This window comes from Streptomyces sp. NPDC005492, from assembly GCF_040605995.1.
In the GTDB taxonomy this organism is placed as follows: domain Bacteria; phylum Actinomycetota; class Actinomycetes; order Streptomycetales; family Streptomycetaceae; genus Streptomyces.
In genome coordinates this window covers 1-21667 of sequence record NZ_JBEXDX010000064.1, presented here as the reverse complement: position 1 = coordinate 21667, position 21667 = coordinate 1, and the positions used below count along the sequence as shown (strand labels likewise).

The window sequence follows — 21667 nt, the reverse complement described above, 5'->3', positions numbered from 1 at the left end:
CCTAGAGCAAAGGTTCTTGTGCCCTGACGCACCCGTATCTCTCGACGTTCACGCTGTTCACGTCGGGAGACACCATGCGTATGTCACGGAACACGGCAGGAACCTTCTTCGTGGCTGGGGCGCTGAGCCTGACCCTCACCGCCCTCGTCTACCCGAGCATCCTCGGCGTACAGACCACGGCCTCCAACCCGTCCCGGATCATTGCCAACACCCAATGGGGACCGCTCACCGAGGCCGACCGCAACTTCGTCGTCTTCGTGCGCTCCGCCGGGCTCTGGGAAGGCCCCTCCGGGGACCTCGCCATGAAGAAGGGCACGACCGCGGCCGTACGCGAGGCCGGACGGCACCTGGTCATCGGCCACGCCGCACTCGACGCCGCCTGCCGGAAGATCGCCCCTGAGCTGAACATCACCATCCCCAACCAGCCCACTCCGCAGCAGCAGGGCTTCCTGGCGACCTTCCAGTCGGACACGGGCAAACAGTTCGACACCGACTTCGCCAACACCCTGCGCGTCACCCACGGCTCGATCTTCAACACCATCGCCAAGGTCCGCTCCACCACCGAGAACACCCTCGTGCGCCAACTGGCCGACCAGGCCAACGACGTGGTCCTCGACCACATCACACAGATGGAGAAAACCGGACTGATCAACTTCAACCAGGTGAACTTCCAGGAGACCACCCCGCCGAAGCTTCCCGCCTCCCAGGTGACGCCACCGGTACCGCAGCCGGGCTCGCCCATCGTCGCACTCACTGTGCCCCCCGGTCTGGCCACCGCGGGAGTCCCGACAGGTCCGGCCACCACCTCCGACGACGCCTCGAACGGCTCCTCCGCGACATTTCCGACGCCGTCGCCGACCACGGGATGAGGCCGCCCCGCCGACTACGGAACGGCAGCATGCAAGTTTTACCTTGAGCAATGATCAGCCGGCATGGCGTGCCCGTACCTCCTGGTGAACCGTCCCCCTCGCGTCAGGAGGCGCCATGCCCATCGCCCGCACCACGGTCGGAACCCTTGTCGTCGGCGGGGCGTTCACCGCCACTCTGGCCGCCCTCGTCTACCCGAGCATCCTGGGCGTCCAGACCACGGCCTCCAGCCCGTCCCGGATCATCGCCAACACCCAATGGGGGCCTCTGACCGAGGGCGACCGCGACTTCGTGGTGAAGGTCCGATCCGCCGGGCTCTGGGAGTACCCGCTGGGCGAGCTCGCGCTGGAGAAGGGCTCGACGCCGGAGATGAAGGAGGCGGGCAAGCACCTGATCGTGGGACACGCCGGGCTGGACGACCTGTGCCGCCAGATCGCGCCCATGTTGAACATCGCGCTGCCCAACCAGGCCACCCCGCAACAGCAGCAGTTCGTGGCGACCTCCGCCGCACAGTCCGGCCAGCAGTTCGACAGCACCGCCGCCAACATCATGCGCGTCACCCACGGCCAGATCTTCCCGACCATCGCCAAGATCCGCGCCAGCACCACCAACACCCTGGTGCGCCAGCTCGCCGACCTCGCCAACGACACCGTCCTGGACCACATCACCGTGCTGGAGAAGACCGGAGTGGTCAACTTCGACCAGGTCAACTTCCAGCAGACCACCCCGCCAAAGCTCCCCAAGGACCAGGTCACCCCGCCCCCGCCCCAGCCCGGCGCCCCCATCGTCGCCCTCACAGCCCGCCCCGACCTGAACATCAACACCGCCGCACCGGCACCCAGCCCCTCCGCCGGCTGATCAGCGGGCGACGGCGCCGCCCTCCGGCCCGGGCTCTGAGACGGGGGGACGGGTCAGCCGGTAGGAGCGCACGACGGCGACCAGGCTCGCGGCCACGAGTGCCGCGGCCCACGGAGCCAGATCGCGCGCCGGCCCTGGAATTCCGGCGCCCGTCTCCGCGCCGCGCGGGGGCACCGCGCCCCGTGGGTCGTACACGAAGGCGAGCGCGTCTCCGGGCCGGGTGGCCCTCCCGCAACCGCGCCAGATGCGGACTTTCAGCGGTACGCCGTCGGCGTCCGTCACGGAGCAGAGGTACAGGACGCGCCCGCCGTCCGTCGTCCGGCCGTCCTCGACCGACGTCACCACGACGGACTGCACCTGTCTCCGTTCCGCCAGCACCATGCCGGCGGCGGCCTGCGGGGCCTGCAGGGCGAGGCATGCGCCGAGCAGTGCTGCGACACCGACGAGCGCGCGTCCGGCCCCCACGAAAGACAGATTCAGGGCGACGGCTGCCGCGCACACCAGGCCGGCCTCGCCGTCGGCGAGCGACGGCCTCCCCGTTCAGGCGCCGAAAAGCGTCGTACCGGTGATCGCCCCAACACCGAGGATCCCCACAAAGATCCCCTCCGCGACCAACCGCCGGGGCGGCAGCCCGACGAACTCCGCAGGCCCCCACACCGTGGCGCGCAGATGCTGCATGGGGTCCGGTTCGGCAGAGAGCGAGGACCCACGCCTTCGGCGCATCCGTGTCACCCTCTCCGCGTCCCTGCCCGTGCGTCAGCGACTGTCGAACCCGGCGGCACGACCCGCCGCACCCCTGATCGGCCCCGTTCGGGTGGCATGCGTTGCCGAAGTCCGGCAACCGAGCCCACACCTACCGATCCATTGCATTGTGCAAAAACTGTGGGGCCAGGAGAAGAGCCGTCCAGAGACCGGTACCGTCCGACCGGGAAGGCCGTTACACGTCGTGCGCCATCGCACCGTCCACGATCCAGCCGAGGGGGTGCGGCTCCGGGTCGTTCAAAGCGGGCGCCGGCGGCTCTCCTCCCGCCCTGTTGAAGGCGTTGAGGGCCTCGATGAGCGCCAGCCGCTGTGTCGGGCCCAGCCGTGCGACGATCGTGGCGATTTCGGCGCGGCGCCGGGCGGTGACGTCCTCGACGGTGCGCCGGCCTTCCTCGGTGAGCTGCAGCAGGGTCTCGCGGCGGTTGCCGGGGTTGGTCTGGCGGTCGGCGAGCCCGGCCGCGATCAGCCGGTCGACCATCCGCATCGCGGTCGACGGCGCCACCTGGAGCAGGTCGGCGAGGGCGACGAGCTTGGTGGCCCCCCGGGTGGACAGCACTACCAGCATCCGGAATTGGGGGAGCGTGACCCGCTCCTCGACCTCGGCGAGGGAACGGGCGGAGACCGCCACCAGCAGGCGGGAGGCGGTCAGCACCGCCCGGGTGACGGCGTCGACGTCGTCCATGGTCCCCGCAGGGTTCTCGTGCTCCGGCATGTGTCCTTTCTACCGTGCCGGAGACTCTGCCCCCTCACCCGATGGGAACAGATTTTCCTTCCCCATGACCGTGGTACCGGAGCAGCAACGTCGCGGCATCGTCATGGAGCGGCCCCGACGCGTGCCGGACCAGGTCCTCGCGCAGGGCCTCCAGGGCGCGCTCCGCGTCGGGCTCCTTGAGCAGGTCCGCCCGGTCGCCGAGGGGGTAGATCGGCCGCGGAAAGTCGACGTCGCCGTTGTGGCGTACGACCATCGGGGCTGGATGACCGTAGTCGAGGAAGACGACTTCATCGCGCTCACCGATCTCGGCAAGGACGGCGGTGACGAACCTCTCTCCCTCCAACTCCCGGGCCACGCTGCGTTCAAGGCGCTCACCCAGCCCCACCAGGTCGGGTTCGTCGTGGGCCGCCTCCCGGAAGGCGCCGAGCACCACGGCGGCGGTCTCCACCGCGGCCAGTCCCTTGCCCTGTACGTCCCCCACGATGACCCGGATCCCGTGCGGCGAGGCAACCATCTCGTACAGGTCACCGCCGATGCGCGCCTCGGCGACCGCCGACGTGTACGACACCGCCGCCTGCAGCGGGCCCGCGGTCCGCGGCTCCGGACGCAGCAGCACCCGCTGGGCCACCTCCGCGATCGACCGCACGCCGGCCAGCTCCGCCTCCCTGCGCGCGCGTCACCGCGGCGGCGATGCCCACGCCGGTGACACCCGCCACCGACGCCATCGCCGTGAAGCCCCGGCGCTCCTCGAACAGCCCGTCGTACAGGCCCAGCCCCACGCACAGCAGCAGCGCCGCCGCACCGATCAGTGCCGTACGTCGCCATCCGCCGACCAGCCCGGAGAACGCCGGCCCGAGCGAAACCAACGGCAGAAGTCCCACCCCCGGCACCGCGAGGACGTCGGCCGCGGCCACCACGGTCATCGACGCCACCGGCATCCAGGACAGCACCGCGAAACCCGACGTCGGCTTCCCCACGGTCGTGCCTCCTCCAGCGATGTCCCAGCGCATGAGAGCCGCCCGCTTTCCTTTTGACACAGACATCCCTCCCCGCCTTTAGACTATGCAAAGGTTCATATGAGGGAACGGCTCTCGGCCCGGCCCTTTACCCAACAGAGGCCGAGAGCCGATATGCAGGAGCTCCGGAAGGCACAGATGCCCCACCGACAGACCGCACCAGGACGGCCCCAACTCCCCACCGGCTGGCGGCGCTTCGTCGTGCGCGTACCGATCCTCCTCTTCCGCTGGGGACTGGGATGGATCTTCGGCGGACGGCTGCTCCTGCTCCACCACACGGGCCGCGTCACCGGGCTCGATCGCCGAGTGGTCCTCGAAGTGGTGGAGCACAAGCCGGACGGCACCAGTTGGATCATCGCGTCCGGCTTCGGCCCGAGGGCGGCCTGGTACCGCAACCTGTGCGCGGATCCGAAAACCGTCATCGAAGTGGGCGGCAGACACCGTGCCGTCACCGCCTGCTTCCTGACCGCGGACGACGGCGCCGAGATCATGACCCGGTACGCCCGGAGGCACCCACGGACGGCTCGCCGCCTGTGCGCGTTCATGGGTTTCGCCCCGGACGGGACCGACGCCGGATTCCAGGAGGCCGGCCGGGGAATTCCCTTCGTACGCCTGGACACCGGACCCGGCTCGGCTGCCGCGAGGCGCTGGACGGCATCCGCAGCGAGCCGGGCGCCCCGGGATCGGCCCGGGGCGCCGCTTCACGACTGCCGCTTCCCTGTGCCGTGGCGCCGCCCTTTACAACGGGCGTCGAACAGAACCCAGAGTGACGCATGACGCGGTGGCGACGGCACGATGCGCCCACGGCGTCAGAGTCTCGTAAGAATCGCGGGCAGCCGAGGCTTGGCGGGCACGGGGGCGGTCCGAAAAGGCACCCCTCAGCACTGGCCATCGGATTTTGCACTGTGCAAAAATCATATGGGGGCCAAGTCGGTGGCCGGGCTCGCCCGGCGCCCAGGAGTGATCGGCACCGTATCGCGGGTGGAGGCGACGCACCGGCCGCCGACGGGCCTCCCACCGTCCCGGGCTCCAGCGGTGTCGCTGCTGTGCCGCCACCCCTTGCAATCCACGGGTGGCTGCAGGATGAGGCCCGCCAGAGCCGAGAAGAAGAGGAGTCCGAAACCACCGACGAACCGGGCACCGACAGGACACCGGCGAGGGGACCTACAACTCCCCCGGGTCTGCCATGATCTGGCAACCGCAGAGAACGCAGGGCGGCAGCGCCTGAGGCATGTCGACAACCGCGGACCAGGACTGACAGACGCGGTCGGCAACGTGTGGAAACCGGAGGGTCGTCGGCCCGGTCCGGCAGGGCGGGACATGGACTGCCCGGCAGGACGCCGAATGCGCCCCGCGTCCTCGGGACCGTCGCCGCGATCAGAGCGGCTTCGGGAGCCCTGCTCGGGATGCCCACCCGTCCGGGCATCCCGGATGGCACGCCCGTCAAAGGCACCTCACATCCGCCTGAAGGCGTGTTGCCGGACGGAGTGTCCACCACGACGGCCACCGCGGGCACACCCTTCCCAACTCCCCGTGTCGCCTGGGATACGCAGCCGGGATGGGCCTTCACCCCGCCCTCTGGACATCGATTGAACGACTGTTTAGCATTCTGTACATGCGTTCAATCCGTGATGACCGAACCACCCGTGCGGTCATCCGCGACGAGACCCTGCGTCTGTTCGCCGCCAACGGCCCGGAGACGGTGACAATGCGGCAGATCGCCGCTGCCGCCGACGTGTCGCCCGGCCTGGTCGTGCACCACTTCGGATCGAAGGAAAAGCTGCGCCAGGAGGTGGACCAGCACGTGCTGGACGTCTTCGAGGCCATGCTCGGCGAACTGTCGGGCGAGGGCGGAGCCGAGTTGCTCGATCCCGGCGCCGGGGCAGGTTCGCTGAGCGAGGCGTTCGCCCGGCACCTCCCGGACGACTCGCCGCTGCCGGGTTACCTCCGTCGGCTGCTGGTGTCCGACACGGACGCCGGGCGGCTGCTGTTCCGGCGACTGTACGAGCTGAGCAGGGCCGCGCTGGACGGCCTGGCCGCAGCCGGACTGGCCAACCCCGGCCAGGACCCGGCCGTGCGCGCGGCTTTCCTCCTCGCCAACGACCTGGCCCTGTTCCTGCTGCGCGACCGCCTCGCCGAGGTCCTCGGCACGGACCCGCTGTCGGCCGGCGGGATGACGCGCTGGGCCCCGGAGATGCTCAGCATCTACGCGGGCGGGCTGAACGCGGCACCACCGGAACCACAAGGAGACGCCCCCTAAGGAGACCGCACATGGCACCCGGGTCAACACCCGTACCCGAACGGGTACTTGAGGCCCACGACATCCACAAGTCCTACGGCAGGCACCCCGTCCTGCGCGACGCCGACCTCACCATCGCACCGGGACAACTCGTCGCCGTCGTCGGGGAGAACGGCGCCGGAAAGTCGACGCTGCTGAAAATCCTGGCCGGCACCCTGCCCGTGGACCGCGGCGAGGTGTCCCTGTCCGGGACCCTCGGCTACTGCCCGCAGGACCCCGTCCTGAACGCAAGCCTCACCGTCGAGCAGCACCTCCGCTACTTCGCCGCAGCCCACCGCCTGCCAGACGTGGACCGCGCCCGCGAACTCGTCGGCCTCCTCGGCTACGAGCCGTACACGGCTTCCGTCGTCGACGAACTGTCAGGCGGCACACAGCAGAAGCTCAACCTCACCCTGGCCCTCCTGCACGACCCGGACGTCCTGCTCCTCGACGAGCCGTACCAGGGCTTCGACTGGGAGACCTACCTGCGCTTCTGGGACCTGGTCGAGGACCTCCGAACCCGAGGCAAGGCTGTCGTGGTCATCACCCATCTCGTCTTCGAACAGGACCGCTTCGACCTGCTGGCCGACCTCACCGACGGCCGTCTCACCCCCCGCACCACGTCCAGGGAGGACCAGCATGTCGGCGCCTGAGGCACTCCGGCGCCGGCCGCTGTACGGCCAGTTCCCGACCGCCCTGCGGTTCTGCGTACGCGACCAGACACGCAACCGGCTCGCCGGACTGCTGCTCGCACTCTTCGTCCCCGCCTGGTACCTGATGATGGACGCCATGGCCGGACGGACGCCGCTGGACTTCAAGCTGTACGCCACCAGCGAGGTTCTGCACGTGGACGGCGGTCACCTGACCCTGATCTCCGCCGGGCTCAACTCGGTCACGATCATCGCCGGATTCGTCGTCTTCGACGCCGTCCGCAAGGCCCTCGCCTTCGACCGGCGCCTGGTCTTCTCCGGATACCGGCACGGCACGCTCATCGGAGCCAAGTTCCTCGCCATCGCCCTCGTCGCCACGGCCATCGCCCTCTACACAGCCGTCGCGATGCTGCCCTTCTGGCGCCCGGGCCTCGCCAGCTGGTGCGCCGTGCTGGCCGGCTTCACCGTCATAGCGCTCACCTACGGCGCCCTGGGCCTGCTCCTCGGCGTCCTGGTCAAGCACGACCTGGAGGGCTTCTTCCTGATCATCATGGGCGGGTTGATGGACACCTTCCTGCAGAACCCGCTGGGCAACCCGCTCGCCAACAAGCCCGTCCTGGAGTGGTTCCCCTCCTTCGGCCCCATGCAGTTCGCCGTCGGCGGCTCCTTCGGCCAGACCGCGCTCTGGGGCCACCTCGCCCTCGGCCTGACCTGGGCGGGAGCCTTCGGAATCCTGGGGCTGGTCATCTTCCGGATCAGAACACGGAACCGTACGCACACCGACGGCTGACGGACGCCGTACTCCCGCCGCAGTAGCCCACGACTCCCCTCGAAGTACCCACAACCCGCTCCCCCGGTACGACGACCGCCGCAGCGGACCGATCGAGCATGAAGCCATGATTCTCATCGAACTCTTCGCACCCGCAGGCGTCCTCACCCCGGCACAACGCCAACAGCTCGGCAAGCGGCTCATCGACGCGCTCATGAGCACCGAAGACGCCCACGCCGAGGCCGTCATGGACTCGGCACGCGCCCTGACCCAGGTCCTCATCCACGAACCGGCAGCCTGGATCACAGGCGACCGCCACCCGACGGACCCCACCGACCCGCCCCGCTACCTGATCCGCGTCAGCGCCCCCGCCGCCTGGCGCAAGGAGATGAGCGCCCACGCCATCGAACGCCTCACCCAGGCCCTCGCCGAGACCGAGGCGGACGCCGGCCGCAACCCCGACCAGCCGCACGCCCTGGTCCACGTCGTCGGCATCGCCGAGGGCAGTCTCGGGATGTACGGCCGTCCCATGGGCAGCCTCGACCTGATCCAGCACATGACCGCCCCGCACCGCGACGCCATCGCGGACATCCCCACGGACGACCTTCCGACCGGCATCGTCATCGACCCGGTGTGCGGCATGAGCGTCGACCTGAACTCCACCGACCTCACCCTGGACTACAAGGACACCGTCTACGGCTTCTGCAACGGCCAGTGCCGACGCATCTTCGCCGACGAACACGGCCTACCGCTGAACGCCTAGGGTTCAGCGGTAGTCCGGGTTGGGCGCGTCGAAGCGGCAGCCCGCGTCCCACTCCGAGCGCACGTTGCCGTGCGCGGGAACACCCTTGGCGCGCTTGAGCATCGCCGCCAGGTGCATCAGGTTCCAGGTCATGAAGGCGGTGTTGCGGTTGGTGAAGTCGTTCTCCGGGCCACCCGATCCGGGGTCGAGATACGAGGGTCCAGGGCCCGCCGGTCCGATCCAGCCGGCGTCGGCCTGCGGCGGGATCGTGTAGCCCAGGTGCTGCAGGCTGTAGAGGACGTTCATCGCGCAGTGCTTCACGCCGTCCTCGTTGCCGGTGATCAGACATCCGCCGACCCGCCCGTAATAGGCGTACTGCCCCGCGGAGTTGAGCAGTGCTGAGCAGCTGTAGAGCCGCTCGATCACCTTCTTGGTGACCGAGCTGTTGTCGCCCAGCCAGATCGGTCCGGCGAGCACCAGGATGTCCGCGGCCAACACCTGCTCGTACAAGGCCGGCCAGGCGTCGGAGGCGAAGCCGTGCTCGGTCATGTCCGGGTAGATGCCGGTGGCGATGTCGTGGTCGACGGCCCGGATCTCGGACGTGGCGACCCCGCGCTCCATCATGATCGCCGCGCTCTTGTCGATGAGTCCCTGGGTGTGGCTCTGCTGCGGGGAGGGCTTGAGGGTGCAGTTGATGAACAGGGCGGTGAGGTCGTCGAAGCGGTACGCGTCCTCGGCGGAGTTCGCAGTCGTCATGGCAGGCTCCTTCGTATGAGATGCGGGGACGGATCCAGCCGCAGCTTCTCGCATGGATATCCGTTTGTCGCGCTTTGTCCCTCACCCGTCACCATTCCGACCGATGTCGCGCGCTCTCCGGTACCGACTGGGATCCTGACCCCGTGGCAATCGACGTGATGGTGCGGCGCGTGATCCAGCTGCCACCCGAGCAGGTGGCCGCGTACGCCATGGACTGGCGCCACGACGCCGAGTGGACCCGGGGCATTCGTACGGCGGAGCTGACCCGGGAGGCGGACGGCGGCGGGTTCGGCGTGGGCGCCGAGGTCACCCGCACGGCGTTCTTCCTCGGCCGTCGCATCGACTACGTGCTGCGGGTTGTCGCGCACGAACCGCCCCGGCTGTTGGACATGGCCGCTTCGGCCGCTCCCATGCCCATGCACGTCACCTACTCCTTCGAGGCCCACCCACGCGGCACCCTGGCCGGCATCCGGGTTCGTGGCGGCCCGGGCGGCCTCCTCCGCCTGGCCTCGCCCTTGGTGTCCCGCCGGGTCCGATCCAACGTGGCCAAGGACCTGCGCGACCTCGAACGCCGGCTCACCGAGCGGGAAGGCGGCACCTGATGGCGTACGACGAAGGGCTGGCCGAGCGAGTCCGGGCGCGGCTGGGGACGGATCCCGACATCACCGAGAAGCGCATGTTCGGAGGCATCGCCTTCCTGCACCGCGGCAACATGGCCGTCGGCGTGACCGGCGACGACCTCATGGTGCGGGTCGGTGCCGACGCCACGGACGAGGCCCTGGCCAGGCCGGGCGCACGGATCTTCGACATGACGGGCCGCCCGATGCGCGGGTGGGTGGTGGTCGCGGGATCCGCTGCCGCGCAGGACGAGGTGCTCGGCCGGTGGATCGAGGAGGGCCACGCCTTCGCGGCGAGTCTGCCGGCCAAGTGAGGCCGGCCCTTCGTCACACGGCGGTTCCGCCACCGAGGGCGTGCAGGGCGGCGTTCACCGTCGCGTGCAGTGCTTCGGCGTCGGCTCCCGCACGGGAGCGCAGATTCACGCCGTAGGCAAGCAGCGCCAGCAGTTCGGCGGTGGCACGCGGGGCGACTTCGGCGGCGAGTTGCCCCCGCGCCTCGGCCGCGACGAGCGCCGTATGCAGAGCATCACGCAGTTCCTGGTGGTGTCGGTCGAGCAGGGCGCGGACCTCGGGATCGCCGTTCTCGGCACCCGCGTACGCATTGGAGACCAGGCATCCCCAACGGGCATGCTCGCCAGTGCACCGCGTCTCGATGAGTCCGGTGAAGAACTCGGCGACGGCAGGCAGTCCCCGCCCGTCGTCGGCGAGACGACGGAACGCCGGCCGGGACCGCTCATCCAGGTAGCGGCGCAGTGCGGCGCGGTAGAGCTCCCGTTTGCCGCCGAAGGTGGCGTAGAGGCTGGAACGATTGAGGCCAGTCGCGGTCACGACGTCCTGGATCCCCGTCGTGGCCACGCCCTGGCGCCAGAACAGCCGGACCACGGCATCCAGTACCGCGTCCGGGTCGAAGTGCTTGATGTCCGGCATGCTCCACCCCGTCATCTTGGAACGTCGATTTCAAGATATCCCTCGCACCCTCTTGGCATGAGATCGCGGACCCCCATATCTTGAAACGGTCATTCCAAGTTAGTCGGACGCCGACCGGGAGGACCGAGCACCGTGACCGACCTCAACGCCGAACTGCGCACCTTCTACAAGGCCCGCCAGCAGCAGATCCCCGCCGGGACGAGGGAGATCATGCAGCGGGCGGTACGGGAACTGGCCGTCTCCGGGCAGGTCGACCGCGCCCTGACCTGCGGTGCCAACGCCCCGCTCTTCCAACTGCCCTCCGCCACCGGCGAGTCCGTGGCCCTGGAGGACCTGCTAGCCCACGGCCCCGTCGTGCTGACCTTCTACCGTGGCGCCTGGTGCCCTTACTGCAACATCGCCCTGCGTGCCCTCCAACAGCACCACACCGACATCACCGCACGTGGCGCCCGCCTCGTGGCCGTCTCCCCGCAGATCCCCGACGAGTCACTCACCCTCACCGAGAAGCACGGCCTCGCCTTCGACGTGCTCAGCGACCTCGGTTCCGACACCGCCAAGCGGTACGGCCTCGCCTTCGACCTCCCCGACGATCTCGCCGCCGTCTACGACAGGCTCGGCTTCGACCTCCAGCGCGTCAACGACGGCCACCCCCGCACCCTCCCGCTGCCCGCCACCTACGTCATCAGCCGTGACGGCACGATCCGCTGGGCCTTCGTCGACGCCGACTACACCACCCGCGCCGAACCCGCCGACATCGTGGCCGCGTTGGACGCCCTCGGCGAAACCCGCTGACGCATCACGGACGAGTGGCCACCAACAGATCGACCACATGGGTCTCTTCCAACATCTCGTCGGGGAAAGCCTTGCGCAGTCGCCCGCACTCCTCCCTGAGAAAGACACGACTTTCGGCCGGGTCGAGAACGAGGAACGCCGAGCGGCTACCGATGTTGGCGAGGTGCGTGTCAAGGGCGATCGCGCAACCCCGTCAGGCCCACGAGCCCGATGGCCTCACCGTCGTCGAGACGCACCGCGGAACGCATGGCGATGCCGCAATGGTGCGCGATGCGTTTGTGCTGGGCGCGGAACCACGGGACGTCGAAGGCAGTGGTGTTCCACCGGATCGCGAGCGCTCCGTTCGAACGCACGACACGCATCACCTCCGGGAGGGAACGACGGGTATCGGTCCGCTGCCAGGACCGCGCGTACGTCATGAGGTCGTGGGAGGAATCGGCGAGGGGCAGGGCGTTGCCGTCGCCCGAACGATCGGCACGTCGGGAAGCACCCGCTGGAACTCGGCGGCCATCGCCTCGGTCACGAGGAGCATGAGTTGTCGAGGTGGTCACCGGGCCCGGCGACAACATTGCCGATCCGCAGCAGCGCCCCGTGGTGGGTTCAGCATCGATCCACGGTCACCTGGGACGGCCGGCCGCGCGACATGCCGCCATCTTATTTGCGCTATGCAAAGACAAGTCCAACGTCACGTAACAGGTTTGGCGACGACGTCACTTCAGCAACACCAGCACCACTCACCAGCCGCTCTGCCACGCGTCCGGGAGGAGACTGAAAGGGAGAGGGTCATGGCCTGCCGGTCCGCTCGAAGGGGTGTCGATCATGACGGGGACCCGAACCGGAGGAATCAGGCTGTGGCGCTGGCGCCACAACCCGCTCCGGCGCCGCAGCGACGTCATCGACGCCTGGATGGTGCTCGTGGCCTGGCTGCTCGCGTTGGCAGGAGGTCTGCTCGCGGGCTTGACGACCGCGTCCGCGGTCGACCACGGGCTGGACCGGCAGCGGACGGAGCGCCACGCCGTCTCGGCCGTCCTCAGGGAAAGGGCGCCGGGCCGCACCTCGGCATCGGCTGTGGACGACAGCCACGTCTGGGCCACCGTGCGATGGACGGCGCCTGACGGCTCGTCTCACACCGGGCAAGCAAGGGTGCACCCGGGTACGAGGACCGGCGCACGCGTCGCGGTGTGGATCGACGGGCAGGGACGGCTGACGTCAAAGCCGCTCGCCCCCGGGGAAGCGTCGCTCCAGGCAACCTGGAGCGGCGCACTGGTCGCCGTGGGCACGGCGGGCGCCGTACTCGGCGGGGCACAGATCCCGCGCGTGTTCCTGGAGCGTCGGCAACTGGGACGGTGGGACGAGGAGTGGGCCCGCATCGACAACCCTCGGGGCTGGAAGACCGGTTAGCCCCGACCACCTCGCGTCAAACGCATGCCCGCCCCTTGCCGGGAACGGCCACCTCGAATCGTGACGCGATGCAAAGGTGGTCGGCACACATGCTCGCCCCGTACGACGGGAGGGATGATCGTCCCCACCCTCTCCATCACGCTGCCCCGAGCGATGTGGCCGACGGAGCGCTCGACGTCGCGGTCGTCGACCACGTCAGCCGCATGACGCTCTCTTGCCTGGGCGAGTCGGACGGCCTCGACCTCGGTCGGGCCGCGAGCGGCGACAGGGACCCCATGCGCACCGAACTCTTGGCCACGGACCTGATCGGCTACGCGCCGACACGGTTCAGGGACCATCCTGATCACTCTGGACACGGGTCGCCGGGACGGCTGCCACGATCACGGATACAGGCAGCAGTGAGGTGTGGGCCGTGTTCTCCTCAGTCCGCCTCGGCACGCGCCTCGATGTCCTCGATGCCGGAGGGGCGTCCGGCTCGTGTCCAGCGGGCGTACAGGCCGCCGGCGATGAGCAGGGTTGCGGCGAGGGAGAGCATCGGCCAGCCGCGCAGCAAGTTGACCGCGAGCGTGAAGGCTACGGCCGCCGCGGCCAGGGAGTTGACCCAGGCCAGTGCCGTCTTGTCCTCGCGGGTGGCGAAGCGGGCCATGGCGATGAGACCGACCAGGAAGCTGACGAAGACGGCGACGGCGTAGAAGAGGACCAGTTCCTGTTCCTGGCCGGCGGAGGCCACGATGATCAGGGCCGCGGCGGCCAGGTAGACGAGGACGGACCAGTACGGGGTGTGGTGGTGGTTGGTCCGGCCCAGCACCGGCGGCAGTACGCCCGGCCGCTCGGGTGTCCCCGACAGGGCCTTCAGCAGGCCGGGGCCCGCCTGGAAGGAGGAACTGGCGGCGGCCAACAGCAGCAGGGAGCTGGTGAGTTGGAAGGCGCCGTAGAGCCAGCCCGGCCCGGAGGCGGCGTGCGCGATGTCGGCGATCTGTGTGGAGTCCGCGCCGGGGATGCCGATGTGCAGGTGGACGGCGAGGGCGGTCAGGGCGAGCGTGAGACCGCCGACGATCACCAGCAGCAGGGCGAGCGTGCCCCGCCCGAAGCGGCGGCGGTGGGCGTCATCGAGTTGGCCGAGCTGCGCGATCGCGGTCGAGGGCGCCTCGATGCCGGTGGCCAGGGCCATCGCGACCGGGAAGGCCAACACCACCGCCAGAACCGCCGAATGGCCCGGAGCGGTGGAGGTGGCGGCGCGGCCGGTGCTGTGGGGCGCGGTGAAGCCCAGGATCAGGACGGCCACACAGATCACGACGAAGGCGACGGTCATGAACGCGAACAGCAGCCGGCCACCGTGCCCGAACCAGGTCAGCCCGGCCACCACGACCAGCAGCACCAGCGCCAGCGGGACGCGCCAGGGGGCCAGGCCAGGGAAGAGCGCGATGACCGCGCTGGCCGCGGCCGCGATCGAGATGCCGATGGTCAGCACGAAGTCGACGACCAGCGCGCCGATCGGCAGGAACGTCCAGCGCGGCCCGAACGCCCGGCCGGCCGCGGCCGCCGCACCGCCACCCTTGGGGAAGCGCCGCACCAGCTGCCAGTAGTTGGCGGTGACCACCACGACGAGCCCGATCACCAGGCTCATCGTGGGCAGCAGCAGCGCCAGGTCCCCGTGCAGGGCGCGCAGCGCGGCCTCGATCGCGTACGCCACCGAGGAGACCGGGTCCGCGATCACCGCGAAGGCGAAGGCGAAGAAGAGGACGGAGCGGCGCGGACCGACACCGCGAGCACCGGAAAGCGGGGCAGCCGCGACGGCGGCAGCCGAGTTGGAACGGGTCACGCGAAGACCTTCCCTGACGTCCTTGCGGACGGATTCATCGAGGACATTTCGCCGACCAGGCTTCCCGGCACACCACCTACGACGGTACGTCAGGAAGCCGTCAAAGAGGCGTTAAAGAAGCGTCAGGGCTGATCGGCGACACCCTTCGGGGCCCTTCCGCACGGCTGGCCATCCTGACACGGGGCCGCGGCGGCCCCGTGTCAGGATGCCGTGGACATCTTGGCGCGAAGGCTGGCACGCCGACCGCATCCGCGTAACGCTGGCTGTAGCGGGACAGAACACCGAGCGAGGACTGGAGCCGATCGTGCGGGCACGTGACCTGGCAGTGGAGTACGAAACGGTCGGCGTCGACACCGACGCGATGGCGGCGGCACGACTGATGGCCGAACACCGGCTGCCCGCCCTGCTGGTGGTGGACGAGGAAGGCGCGCCGAAGGCGATCCTGCCCGCCTCCCAGATGATCAAGATTCTGGTTCCGGCCTACGTCGTCGAGGACCCGGCGCTGGCCGCGGTGATCGACGAACGCCACGCCGACCGTCTGTGCCAGGCGCTCAAGGGCCGCACCGTGCGCGACTGTCTGTCGAAGACCGTGCCGGCACCTCCGGTCGCCGAACCGGACGCGACAGCTCTGGAGGTGGCGGCGCAGATGGCGCAGGTCCGCAGTCCACTGGTCGCGGTCGTGGACAAGTCCGGCACCCGGTTGCTCGGCGTGATCACCGCCTCGCACCTGCTGGAGCAGCTACTGATCGCCGCGCCGTGATCCGCCGGGGCCGCTCCCCTCGTAGATGTCCAGAACCCGGTCCGGCCCCAGTTGCGTGAGGGCCGCTCCCGCCTGAGGTCGGTGAAGAACACGGCCCCACAAACCCCGGGACCACGCTGCCGGAAGGGATACAGCAGCCGCATTCCCGCCGCACGCAGTCCGCGGTAATCCCCCGTCGGGCCGCAGAGGTGCGCCGACAGCGATCGTTGCCGGGTCCGGCAATGTGCCCAACCTGGGTGTGCGCAGGGGCGATCTGTCAAAGAAGCGTCAAGGACCTGTAGGGTTCCCAGCGGTGTGCCGGGAAGCCTGGTCGGCGAGCAGGGGATCGCTCTCTCTTCCGATCGGGGGCTCGTGTCATGGTGCTGGTGGCGGTGTTGTCGTCGGGCCTGACCGCCCGGACGGTGCTCTCCACCTCCTTCCTCTTCCTTGTCGGCGGTGCCCTGGTCAGCAACGGCTTCCTCGGGCTGATCCACATCACGCCGGACAGCGAGATCCTGTCCGTGACCACCGGCCTGGCGCTGTTCGCGCTGCTGTTCACCGACGGGCAGCACGTCTCCTTCACCAAGCTGCGCGCCAACTGGAGGAACCCGGCCCGCGCTCTGGGCCTGCGCATGCCCCTCGCGTTCGTGTTCATGGCGCTGGTCACGCACTACCTGGTTGGACTGGACTGGACGACGTCGTTCCTGGTGGGCGCGATGCCGGCGCCGATCAACGACGACGAGGCGTCGAACGGGAAGATCGCCCTGGAACTCGCGCCGGGCCTGGTCTTCGGCATCCTGCTGCCGCTGGCGACCGCAATCACCCTGTCCGGGCTGTGCCACCTCACCCACGCCAACCCCTACCTCGCGGCGTTCTCCGCGGGCGCAGTCCTCGCCGCCACCGCACCGGAGGCCAAGGAGGCGTTCGAGCCGCTCGGCGAGGCCCTCGCGGAACTGGCGAAGTTCGCCGCGCTGCTGGTGTTCGGCGCCCTACTCACCCCGCACCTCTTCGCCGACCCTTCATGGGGCGGCTACGTCGCCGTGGTGCTGGCGATCGTGCTGATCAGGCCCGTCTCGCTGCTGATCTTCCTGATCGGGACGCAGTTCGACCGGCGCGAGAAGCTGACCGCGGCCCTGTTCGGCCCCAAGGGCTTCGCGTCCGTCGTGTACGGGCTGCTGGTGCTGCAGTCCGGCATCCCGCACGCGCGGGAGGCGTACACGCTGATCGCGGTGTGCATCGCCTTCTCGATCGTCGCGCACTCCAGCACCGACGTGCCCATCGCCCGCATGTTCGACGTCGAAGACCTGGTCGGCATCCCCGACGACGAGAACGACGGCAACGCGCCCCCGGCGACCGGCATGGCCACCGTCACCAACCCACGCAAGCACGTCATCGGAGGAACGTGAACGACTGGCACAGCTGGGCAGCGATCGCCGTCTTCGTCGGCGCCTACGCCCTGATCATCAGCGAGAAGATCCACCGCGTCGCCGTAGCCCTCGGCGGCGCGGGACTCATGCTGGCGATCGGAGCCACCGACGACGTCTCGGCCTTCTACTCCGAGGACTCCGGCATCGACTGGAACGTCATCTTCCTGCTCATGGGCATGATGATGATCGTCGGCGTGCTGAAGAAGACCGGCATGTTCGAGTACCTCGCGATCTGGGCCGTCAAGCGCGCCCACGCCAGACCCTTCCGGGTCATGGCCATGCTCGTCGTCATCACAGCGCTGGCCTCGGCCCTGCTCGACAACGTCACCACGGTCCTGCTGATCGCCCCGGTCACCCTGCTGGTGTGCGAGCGCCTCGCCCTGCCCGCCGCACCCTTCCTGATCGCCGAGGTGATGGCCTCCAACATCGGCGGCACCGCGACCCTGGTCGGCGACCCGCCCAACATCATCATCGCCAGCCGGGCGGATATCACCTTCAACGACTTCCTCGTCCACCTCGCTCCGCTGTCCGCGCTCCTGGTCGTCGTCCTCCTGCTGCTGTGCCGGGTGATGTTCCGCAAGACCTTCGTCTACGACGAGGACCGCGCCGCCGAGATCATGGCCCTGGAGGAACGCGAGGCCATCAAGGACCCCCGCCTGCTCATCCAGGGCCTGACCGTGCTGGCCCTGGTCGTGGCCGGCTTCGTCCTGCACCCGGTGCTGCACTACGAGCCCAGCATCGTCGCCCTCCTCGGGGCCGGCCTGCTCATCGCCGTCTCCACCGCAGACACCGGCGAGGTCCTCGCCGAGGTCGAATGGCCCACCCTCGCCTTCTTCGCCGGGCTCTTCATCATGATCGGCGGCCTGATCGACACCGGAGTCGTCGGTCAGATCTCCAAGGCCCTGGCGGACGTGATCGGCGGCAGCGAACTCGGCGGCTCCATGACCCTGCTGGGCGGCTCGGCCGTGCTGTCCGGGATCGTCGACAACATCCCGTACGTCGCCACCATGGCCCCGATCACCGCCGACCTGGTCAAGGACATGGGCGGCGCGAGCGACCACGTCATGTGGTGGGCCCTCGCCCTCGGCGCCGACCTCGGCGGCAACGCCACCGCCATCGGCGCCTCCGCCAACGTCGTCGTCCTCGGCATCGCCGAACGAGGCCGACAGCCCATCTCGTTCTGGCAGTTCACCAAGTACGGCCTCGTGGTGACCGCAGTGACAGTGGCCATTTCCATCGGCTATGTATGGCTGCGCTACTTCGCCCTAAGCTGAGCATTTCCTTCGAATGGGCGCGGCGGCGTCAACGGCACCGCCGCGCCCACGAGGTCCGAGGCGAGCCGCGCCGAACCGGTCAGCCTTTCGGTCGCTTCTCCCTAGCTAAGGTTAGCGAGGAGCTTGAAGAGATTCATTTCGGATGCACCTGACTCAGGCTCGCTTTGTACGCGCAGGTTGGTGCACCTCAAGGACGTGAAGCGAAATATCGTGCAATGAATTCATGTGTACACCATTGGCATTTTTCCATAGTGCCGTATCGGCCGTTCTCCTTTCCGTGATGGACACATCGAGTGGCGCCTGAGATCATTTGATCAAGCATACCTGCATGTACCATCTGAAGGGGTTTTGCGTGAATCGAAGACTCGGTAAGTCCACAGGAATCGTCCTCTCGATTGCGATGGCTGTTATTTTCGGAACAAACATCGAAATCGCCTCGGCCGAGACTTCTGGCTCAGCTCCCGCAGGGTATGTAGAAGTCGGTGAACTAGGCCCGGACGACTTCTCCGGTGTGTCCACGCCAGTGTCAACGGAGGACGTGGAGAAGTCGAACGAAAAATGCACCTCGGTGCCGACGGCGGAACAGCGGAACAGAATCGCAAAGACGTGCACACAGGTCGGCTCGACGCTGCCGTCCTCTTTCCGCGAAAGCGAAGTCTCAGGTCGCCGAAACGCGCAAGGAGATGGCTTCCGACGGTCGAGTTTCGGCTTATTCCGCGGATGCAGATGAGGTGACAACCAATTGTTCGCTCACTGCCTACGGCAAGGTGGACACGAAACGCATGTTTCAGTGCATGAAGGGCTTGCAGGTAACGACAATAGCCTTCGACACGGAAGGGGAGGTGGTAGGGGAGGCCGCGTTCGAGGTCGACTCCTCGTATACGCTCAGCGCCACCTCGACGGAGTGGACCGAGCAGGTCACCGTCACAATGCTAGCTGCGACCACGCCAGCTGTGGCAGCCATGTACGTTCAGATTGGCGCAAACTGCTCCTCTACGTGCAGCCTGGGCATCTCAGACGCGTGGCTCATTGCTCCACTCCTCACGTTGGGGATCTCCGTCACGGGCAGCCTGACCTTCTCCGATCCGGTGGCATCGGGTACGAAAGACCTGACAAGTGCGTCGTACAACATGATTGACTGGACCCCCGGCGGAACCCCGCTGACTCCCGCCACCTGGACCGACCCGCACGGCGTGCGATGCGACGCCATGGTGACGGCCTACTCCGGATGCACGCATTCGGACATCAACGCCCTCGCGAGTATGACCGTTGCCGACTACGGCGCGGCTGCCGCCACCTATCGTTGAGCGCAGCAAAACCTCATTGACCATTGGGGTCTCGCCGCCGGCGGCACACCGCTCACGCGGGCCGGGGACGGAAAGGCAGGGGCACAAAGCCGGCGAAACATCACGTGCAAGTAGCCAGTCGACCCGGACAATCCCACACCGGAAGAGGATGCGGACCGGTCTCTCTTCATTAAAATAGCTGCAGTAACAGATGACAGTTGTGATGAATTTCCCTTCGCCTCTACGGTTGAAAGCGGAAAGCCCGGAAATCTCTGCGCAGAGATCGCTCCCATTCAACAGTCGGATGGCACGTGGAAGATCTATTCGACAACTTTACATGGCGTGCCGACCGGCACTGAGCCGTGTATCAGGGGTCACGTACCGCTAGAGGTCAACGAGAGCGTCGGGCAACAAGTTCTGGGCCCCTTTGCGGGAGCCCAACGTGTCCTAGGCGGCGACAAGTACGACCTGGAGGTCACCCTGTCCTAGAAGTGTCATTCGGAGAATCGTGCGGCAACCATCTTAAATGGCGCTGATTCCGAGTGGGCGAAAACGATCGGGCCGAGAAGGCGTCAGGCAAAGTTGAGCGTGCTGCGCCCTCGTGAGCGGTTCGCAAGAGCGCCGTGCTTCCATTTGGTTATAGAAGCACGGCGCCGCCACACAGGGAGGGTCAATGGAAAATAGCGATGGTAACTGGGGCTGCTGGCTCTCGGGTGAAATGTTTCCGAGCTATTGCATCTCGGTGGTTAAAGGGGCAGAGGTTGTTGACATATTCCAGGGTTACGGTGTCCCACTAAATAGGGTTCGCCAGCTGTCTCTACCTGAAGCAGTGCAAAGCGCTCCAGCGAGAAGAGGTGAAATACCATGCATTATCCGCGGAGGTAAGATCGCGAACTGGTCATTCTGCTTTGAAATGCAATCTTCCCGAGGGGCAGAAGAAGGGGTCTTGAATGGTTTGTCTCGCGATACCGAAGCGATCGTACTGACATACGCGGAAGGGCTCACGGTGATGCGTCGCCACTATCGTGGAGAACTATTGGAGGAGATTACCCAACCTGACGGTGATGTGAAAGGGGCGGGACCTTATCTCCTCTATGAATCGGTGCAAGCTAGCCGCGAACACGACGTAGACGCCGAATTTGAAGCAGTCTTCGGCCGGATCGGTGCGCGATTGAGTGAAGCACAGATAATGGGAGTTCTGTCGACAGCATGCATTTTCCGAGATGAGCTCGAAGAGGTGGCGATTGGTGAGATGAGGGGGGAGCCTGGTCCTCTCGGGCGCGATAACGGGCTTGGTCCTGCCCTTGGCGGGCTCTAACCTGTCCCTAACCTGGGTCTTTCGTGACGGTCCGTCGATTCGCCCGGCGGGCCGTTTCGGTTTTTCTGGCCGGTGGCGGGCAGACTGACCGGCTCTCGCGTCGGGTGGTCGCCGGGTTCCACAGCTCCGGCAATGGATCTCTCGTCTGGGGACGAGCTAATCCGCGAAGCCGGGTCAGCCGTTCTCCCGGCCTTGCAGGGGCGCGCCATCTAGGGACGCGCGGTAGGCACCGGTTAGCCCGGTGCCCATGGCCGCACAGGTGGGAAGGGCCCGGAGACGGCGCGGAGCGATCATCGTTCCGTGGCCGTTCTCCGGGCCCTTCCGGGTGTTCGGACCCGTCACCGGACGGATCCTGTCCGCTCACCCCTCGGCGAGGAAGGCGTCGAGATGGAAGAGGAACGTCGGCCAGACGTATTGACCTGCCCCACGGTTTGGGTTCCAACTGCGGTGGCTAACTGGCGGCAGGGATGGCGTCTTGTTCGGAGAGTAGTTCGTACTCGATCGGGGTGCGGTAGCCCAGTGCTGAGTGGCGCCGCTGTCGGTTGTGGAAGACCTCGATGACCCTGTTGTCCAATTGGTTCATGCAGTGAGTTCGAGGGCCGCGAGCCGGGAAGTTCTGGTCTGAGCGAGCGGGGTGCCGTTCCACCAGGCGTC

General features: G+C 67.8%; 22 protein-coding genes and 2 pseudogenes. 16 read left to right on the top strand and 8 right to left on the bottom strand.

The genetic code is table 11. From position 1 onward, the window contains the following. Positions 1-74 precede the first annotated feature (74 nt). Together ABZT04_RS42345 and ABZT04_RS42340 are read left to right on the top strand one after the other, a co-directional pair. The gene (locus tag ABZT04_RS42345; protein WP_356065004.1) at positions 75-869 is read left to right on the top strand and encodes a DUF4142 domain-containing protein; all 795 of its coding nucleotides are present in this window, start codon (positions 75-77) and stop codon (positions 867-869) included. 115 nt (positions 870-984) lie between these two features. Beyond that, positions 985-1725: a DUF4142 domain-containing protein gene (locus ABZT04_RS42340; protein WP_356065002.1), complete on the top strand. Its 741-nt coding sequence runs from the start codon at positions 985-987 to the stop codon at positions 1723-1725. Here the strand turns inward: ABZT04_RS42340 and ABZT04_RS42335 are convergent, their stop codons facing one another. The 4 genes and pseudogenes from ABZT04_RS42335 to ABZT04_RS42320 all read right to left on the bottom strand — a co-directional run bounded on the left by ABZT04_RS42335 (position 1726) and on the right by ABZT04_RS42320 (position 4137). Then, entirely contained in the window at positions 1726-2190 is a 465-nt protein-coding gene (locus ABZT04_RS42335) for a hypothetical protein (protein WP_356065000.1), read from the bottom strand. It lies immediately after the preceding gene. A gap of 75 nt (positions 2191-2265) precedes the next feature. Then, positions 2266-2448, bottom strand: a complete 183-nt coding sequence (locus ABZT04_RS42330) for a hypothetical protein (RefSeq protein WP_356064998.1) — start codon at positions 2446-2448, stop codon at positions 2266-2268. A gap of 214 nt (positions 2449-2662) precedes the next feature. Then, entirely contained in the window at positions 2663-3199 is a 537-nt protein-coding gene (locus tag ABZT04_RS42325; RefSeq protein WP_356064996.1) for a MarR family transcriptional regulator, read from the bottom strand. A 34-nt stretch (positions 3200-3233) separates the two neighbouring features. Then, positions 3234-4137, bottom strand: a pseudogene (locus tag ABZT04_RS42320) (PP2C family protein-serine/threonine phosphatase). A 216-nt stretch (positions 4138-4353) separates the two neighbouring features. Between ABZT04_RS42320 and ABZT04_RS42315 the strand changes: the two are divergent. The 5 genes and pseudogenes from ABZT04_RS42315 to ABZT04_RS42295 form a co-directional block, all read left to right on the top strand. Then, positions 4354-4842, top strand: a pseudogene (locus ABZT04_RS42315) (nitroreductase family deazaflavin-dependent oxidoreductase); the annotation flags it as partial. 988 nt (positions 4843-5830) lie between these two features. Further along, positions 5831-6475 (top strand): helix-turn-helix domain-containing protein, encoded by a 645-nt coding sequence (locus ABZT04_RS42310; RefSeq protein ID WP_356064993.1) that lies wholly within the window; start codon positions 5831-5833, stop codon positions 6473-6475. Between the two features lie 11 nt (positions 6476-6486). Beyond that, positions 6487-7146 carry an ABC transporter ATP-binding protein gene (locus tag ABZT04_RS42305; RefSeq protein ID WP_356064991.1) on the top strand — a complete coding sequence of 220 codons (660 nt, stop codon included), beginning with the start codon at positions 6487-6489 and terminating at the stop codon, positions 7144-7146. Beyond that, positions 7133-7933: a hypothetical protein gene (locus ABZT04_RS42300; protein ID WP_356064989.1), complete on the top strand. Its 801-nt coding sequence runs from the start codon at positions 7133-7135 to the stop codon at positions 7931-7933. Before ABZT04_RS42305 ends, ABZT04_RS42300 begins: the two co-directional genes overlap by 14 nt. A 106-nt stretch (positions 7934-8039) precedes the next feature. Then, a complete protein-coding gene (locus ABZT04_RS42295; protein WP_356064986.1) occupies positions 8040-8675 on the top strand; it encodes a hypothetical protein in 636 nt (211 codons plus the stop codon). Between the two features lie 3 nt (positions 8676-8678). Here ABZT04_RS42295 and ABZT04_RS42290 read toward each other — a convergent pair whose 3' ends face one another. Next, positions 8679-9410: a flavodoxin family protein gene (locus ABZT04_RS42290; protein WP_356064984.1), complete on the bottom strand. Its 732-nt coding sequence runs from the start codon at positions 9408-9410 to the stop codon at positions 8679-8681. 143 nt (positions 9411-9553) lie between these two features. Here ABZT04_RS42290 and ABZT04_RS42285 point away from each other — a divergent pair, with 143 nt between their 5' ends. Further along, positions 9554-10012: an SRPBCC family protein gene (locus tag ABZT04_RS42285; RefSeq protein WP_356064982.1), complete on the top strand. Its 459-nt coding sequence runs from the start codon at positions 9554-9556 to the stop codon at positions 10010-10012. Beyond that, positions 10012-10341, top strand: a complete 330-nt coding sequence (locus ABZT04_RS42280) for a TfoX/Sxy family protein (protein WP_356064979.1) — start codon at positions 10012-10014, stop codon at positions 10339-10341. Before ABZT04_RS42285 ends, ABZT04_RS42280 begins: the two co-directional genes overlap by 1 nt. A gap of 13 nt (positions 10342-10354) precedes the next feature. Here the strand turns inward: ABZT04_RS42280 and ABZT04_RS42275 are convergent, their stop codons facing one another. Further along, entirely contained in the window at positions 10355-10954 is a 600-nt protein-coding gene (locus ABZT04_RS42275) for a TetR/AcrR family transcriptional regulator (RefSeq protein ID WP_356064976.1), read from the bottom strand. 132 nt (positions 10955-11086) lie between these two features. On the opposite strand from ABZT04_RS42275, the gene ABZT04_RS42270 reads away from it, so the two are divergent. After that, a complete protein-coding gene (locus ABZT04_RS42270) occupies positions 11087-11746 on the top strand; it encodes a peroxiredoxin-like family protein (RefSeq protein WP_356064973.1) in 660 nt (219 codons plus the stop codon). A gap of 170 nt (positions 11747-11916) precedes the next feature. On the opposite strand, the gene ABZT04_RS42265 is transcribed toward ABZT04_RS42270, so the two are convergent. Next, positions 11917-12099: a hypothetical protein gene (locus ABZT04_RS42265; RefSeq protein WP_356064971.1), complete on the bottom strand. Its 183-nt coding sequence runs from the start codon at positions 12097-12099 to the stop codon at positions 11917-11919. Between the two features lie 466 nt (positions 12100-12565). Between ABZT04_RS42265 and ABZT04_RS42260 the strand changes: the two genes are divergently transcribed. Further along, on the top strand, positions 12566-13147 hold the full coding sequence (locus tag ABZT04_RS42260; RefSeq protein ID WP_356064969.1) for a hypothetical protein: 582 nt from the start codon (positions 12566-12568) through the stop codon (positions 13145-13147). A gap of 421 nt (positions 13148-13568) precedes the next feature. Here ABZT04_RS42260 and ABZT04_RS42255 read toward each other — a convergent pair whose 3' ends face one another. Then, positions 13569-14969 (bottom strand): amino acid permease, encoded by a 1401-nt coding sequence (locus ABZT04_RS42255; protein WP_356064966.1) that lies wholly within the window; start codon positions 14967-14969, stop codon positions 13569-13571. Between the two features lie 304 nt (positions 14970-15273). Here ABZT04_RS42255 and ABZT04_RS42250 point away from each other — a divergent pair, with 304 nt between their 5' ends. The 5 genes from ABZT04_RS42250 to ABZT04_RS42230 all read left to right on the top strand — a co-directional run bounded on the left by ABZT04_RS42250 (position 15274) and on the right by ABZT04_RS42230 (position 21013). Next, positions 15274-15729: a CBS domain-containing protein gene (locus ABZT04_RS42250; RefSeq protein ID WP_356064964.1), complete on the top strand. Its 456-nt coding sequence runs from the start codon at positions 15274-15276 to the stop codon at positions 15727-15729. A 356-nt stretch (positions 15730-16085) separates the two neighbouring features. Then, the gene (locus ABZT04_RS42245) at positions 16086-17114 is read left to right on the top strand and encodes a cation:proton antiporter (protein WP_356064962.1); all 1029 of its coding nucleotides are present in this window, start codon (positions 16086-16088) and stop codon (positions 17112-17114) included. Then, complete coding sequence (locus ABZT04_RS42240) at positions 17111-18409, top strand: ArsB/NhaD family transporter (RefSeq protein WP_356064960.1); 1299 nt, start codon at positions 17111-17113, stop codon at positions 18407-18409. The genes ABZT04_RS42245 and ABZT04_RS42240 overlap by 4 nt, the downstream gene beginning before the upstream one ends. A gap of 683 nt (positions 18410-19092) precedes the next feature. Continuing rightward, positions 19093-19716, top strand: a complete 624-nt coding sequence (locus ABZT04_RS42235) for a hypothetical protein (RefSeq protein WP_356064957.1) — start codon at positions 19093-19095, stop codon at positions 19714-19716. Between the two features lie 652 nt (positions 19717-20368). Beyond that, on the top strand, positions 20369-21013 hold the full coding sequence (locus tag ABZT04_RS42230) for a hypothetical protein (RefSeq protein WP_356064955.1): 645 nt from the start codon (positions 20369-20371) through the stop codon (positions 21011-21013). Positions 21014-21667: the final 654 nt, after the last annotated feature.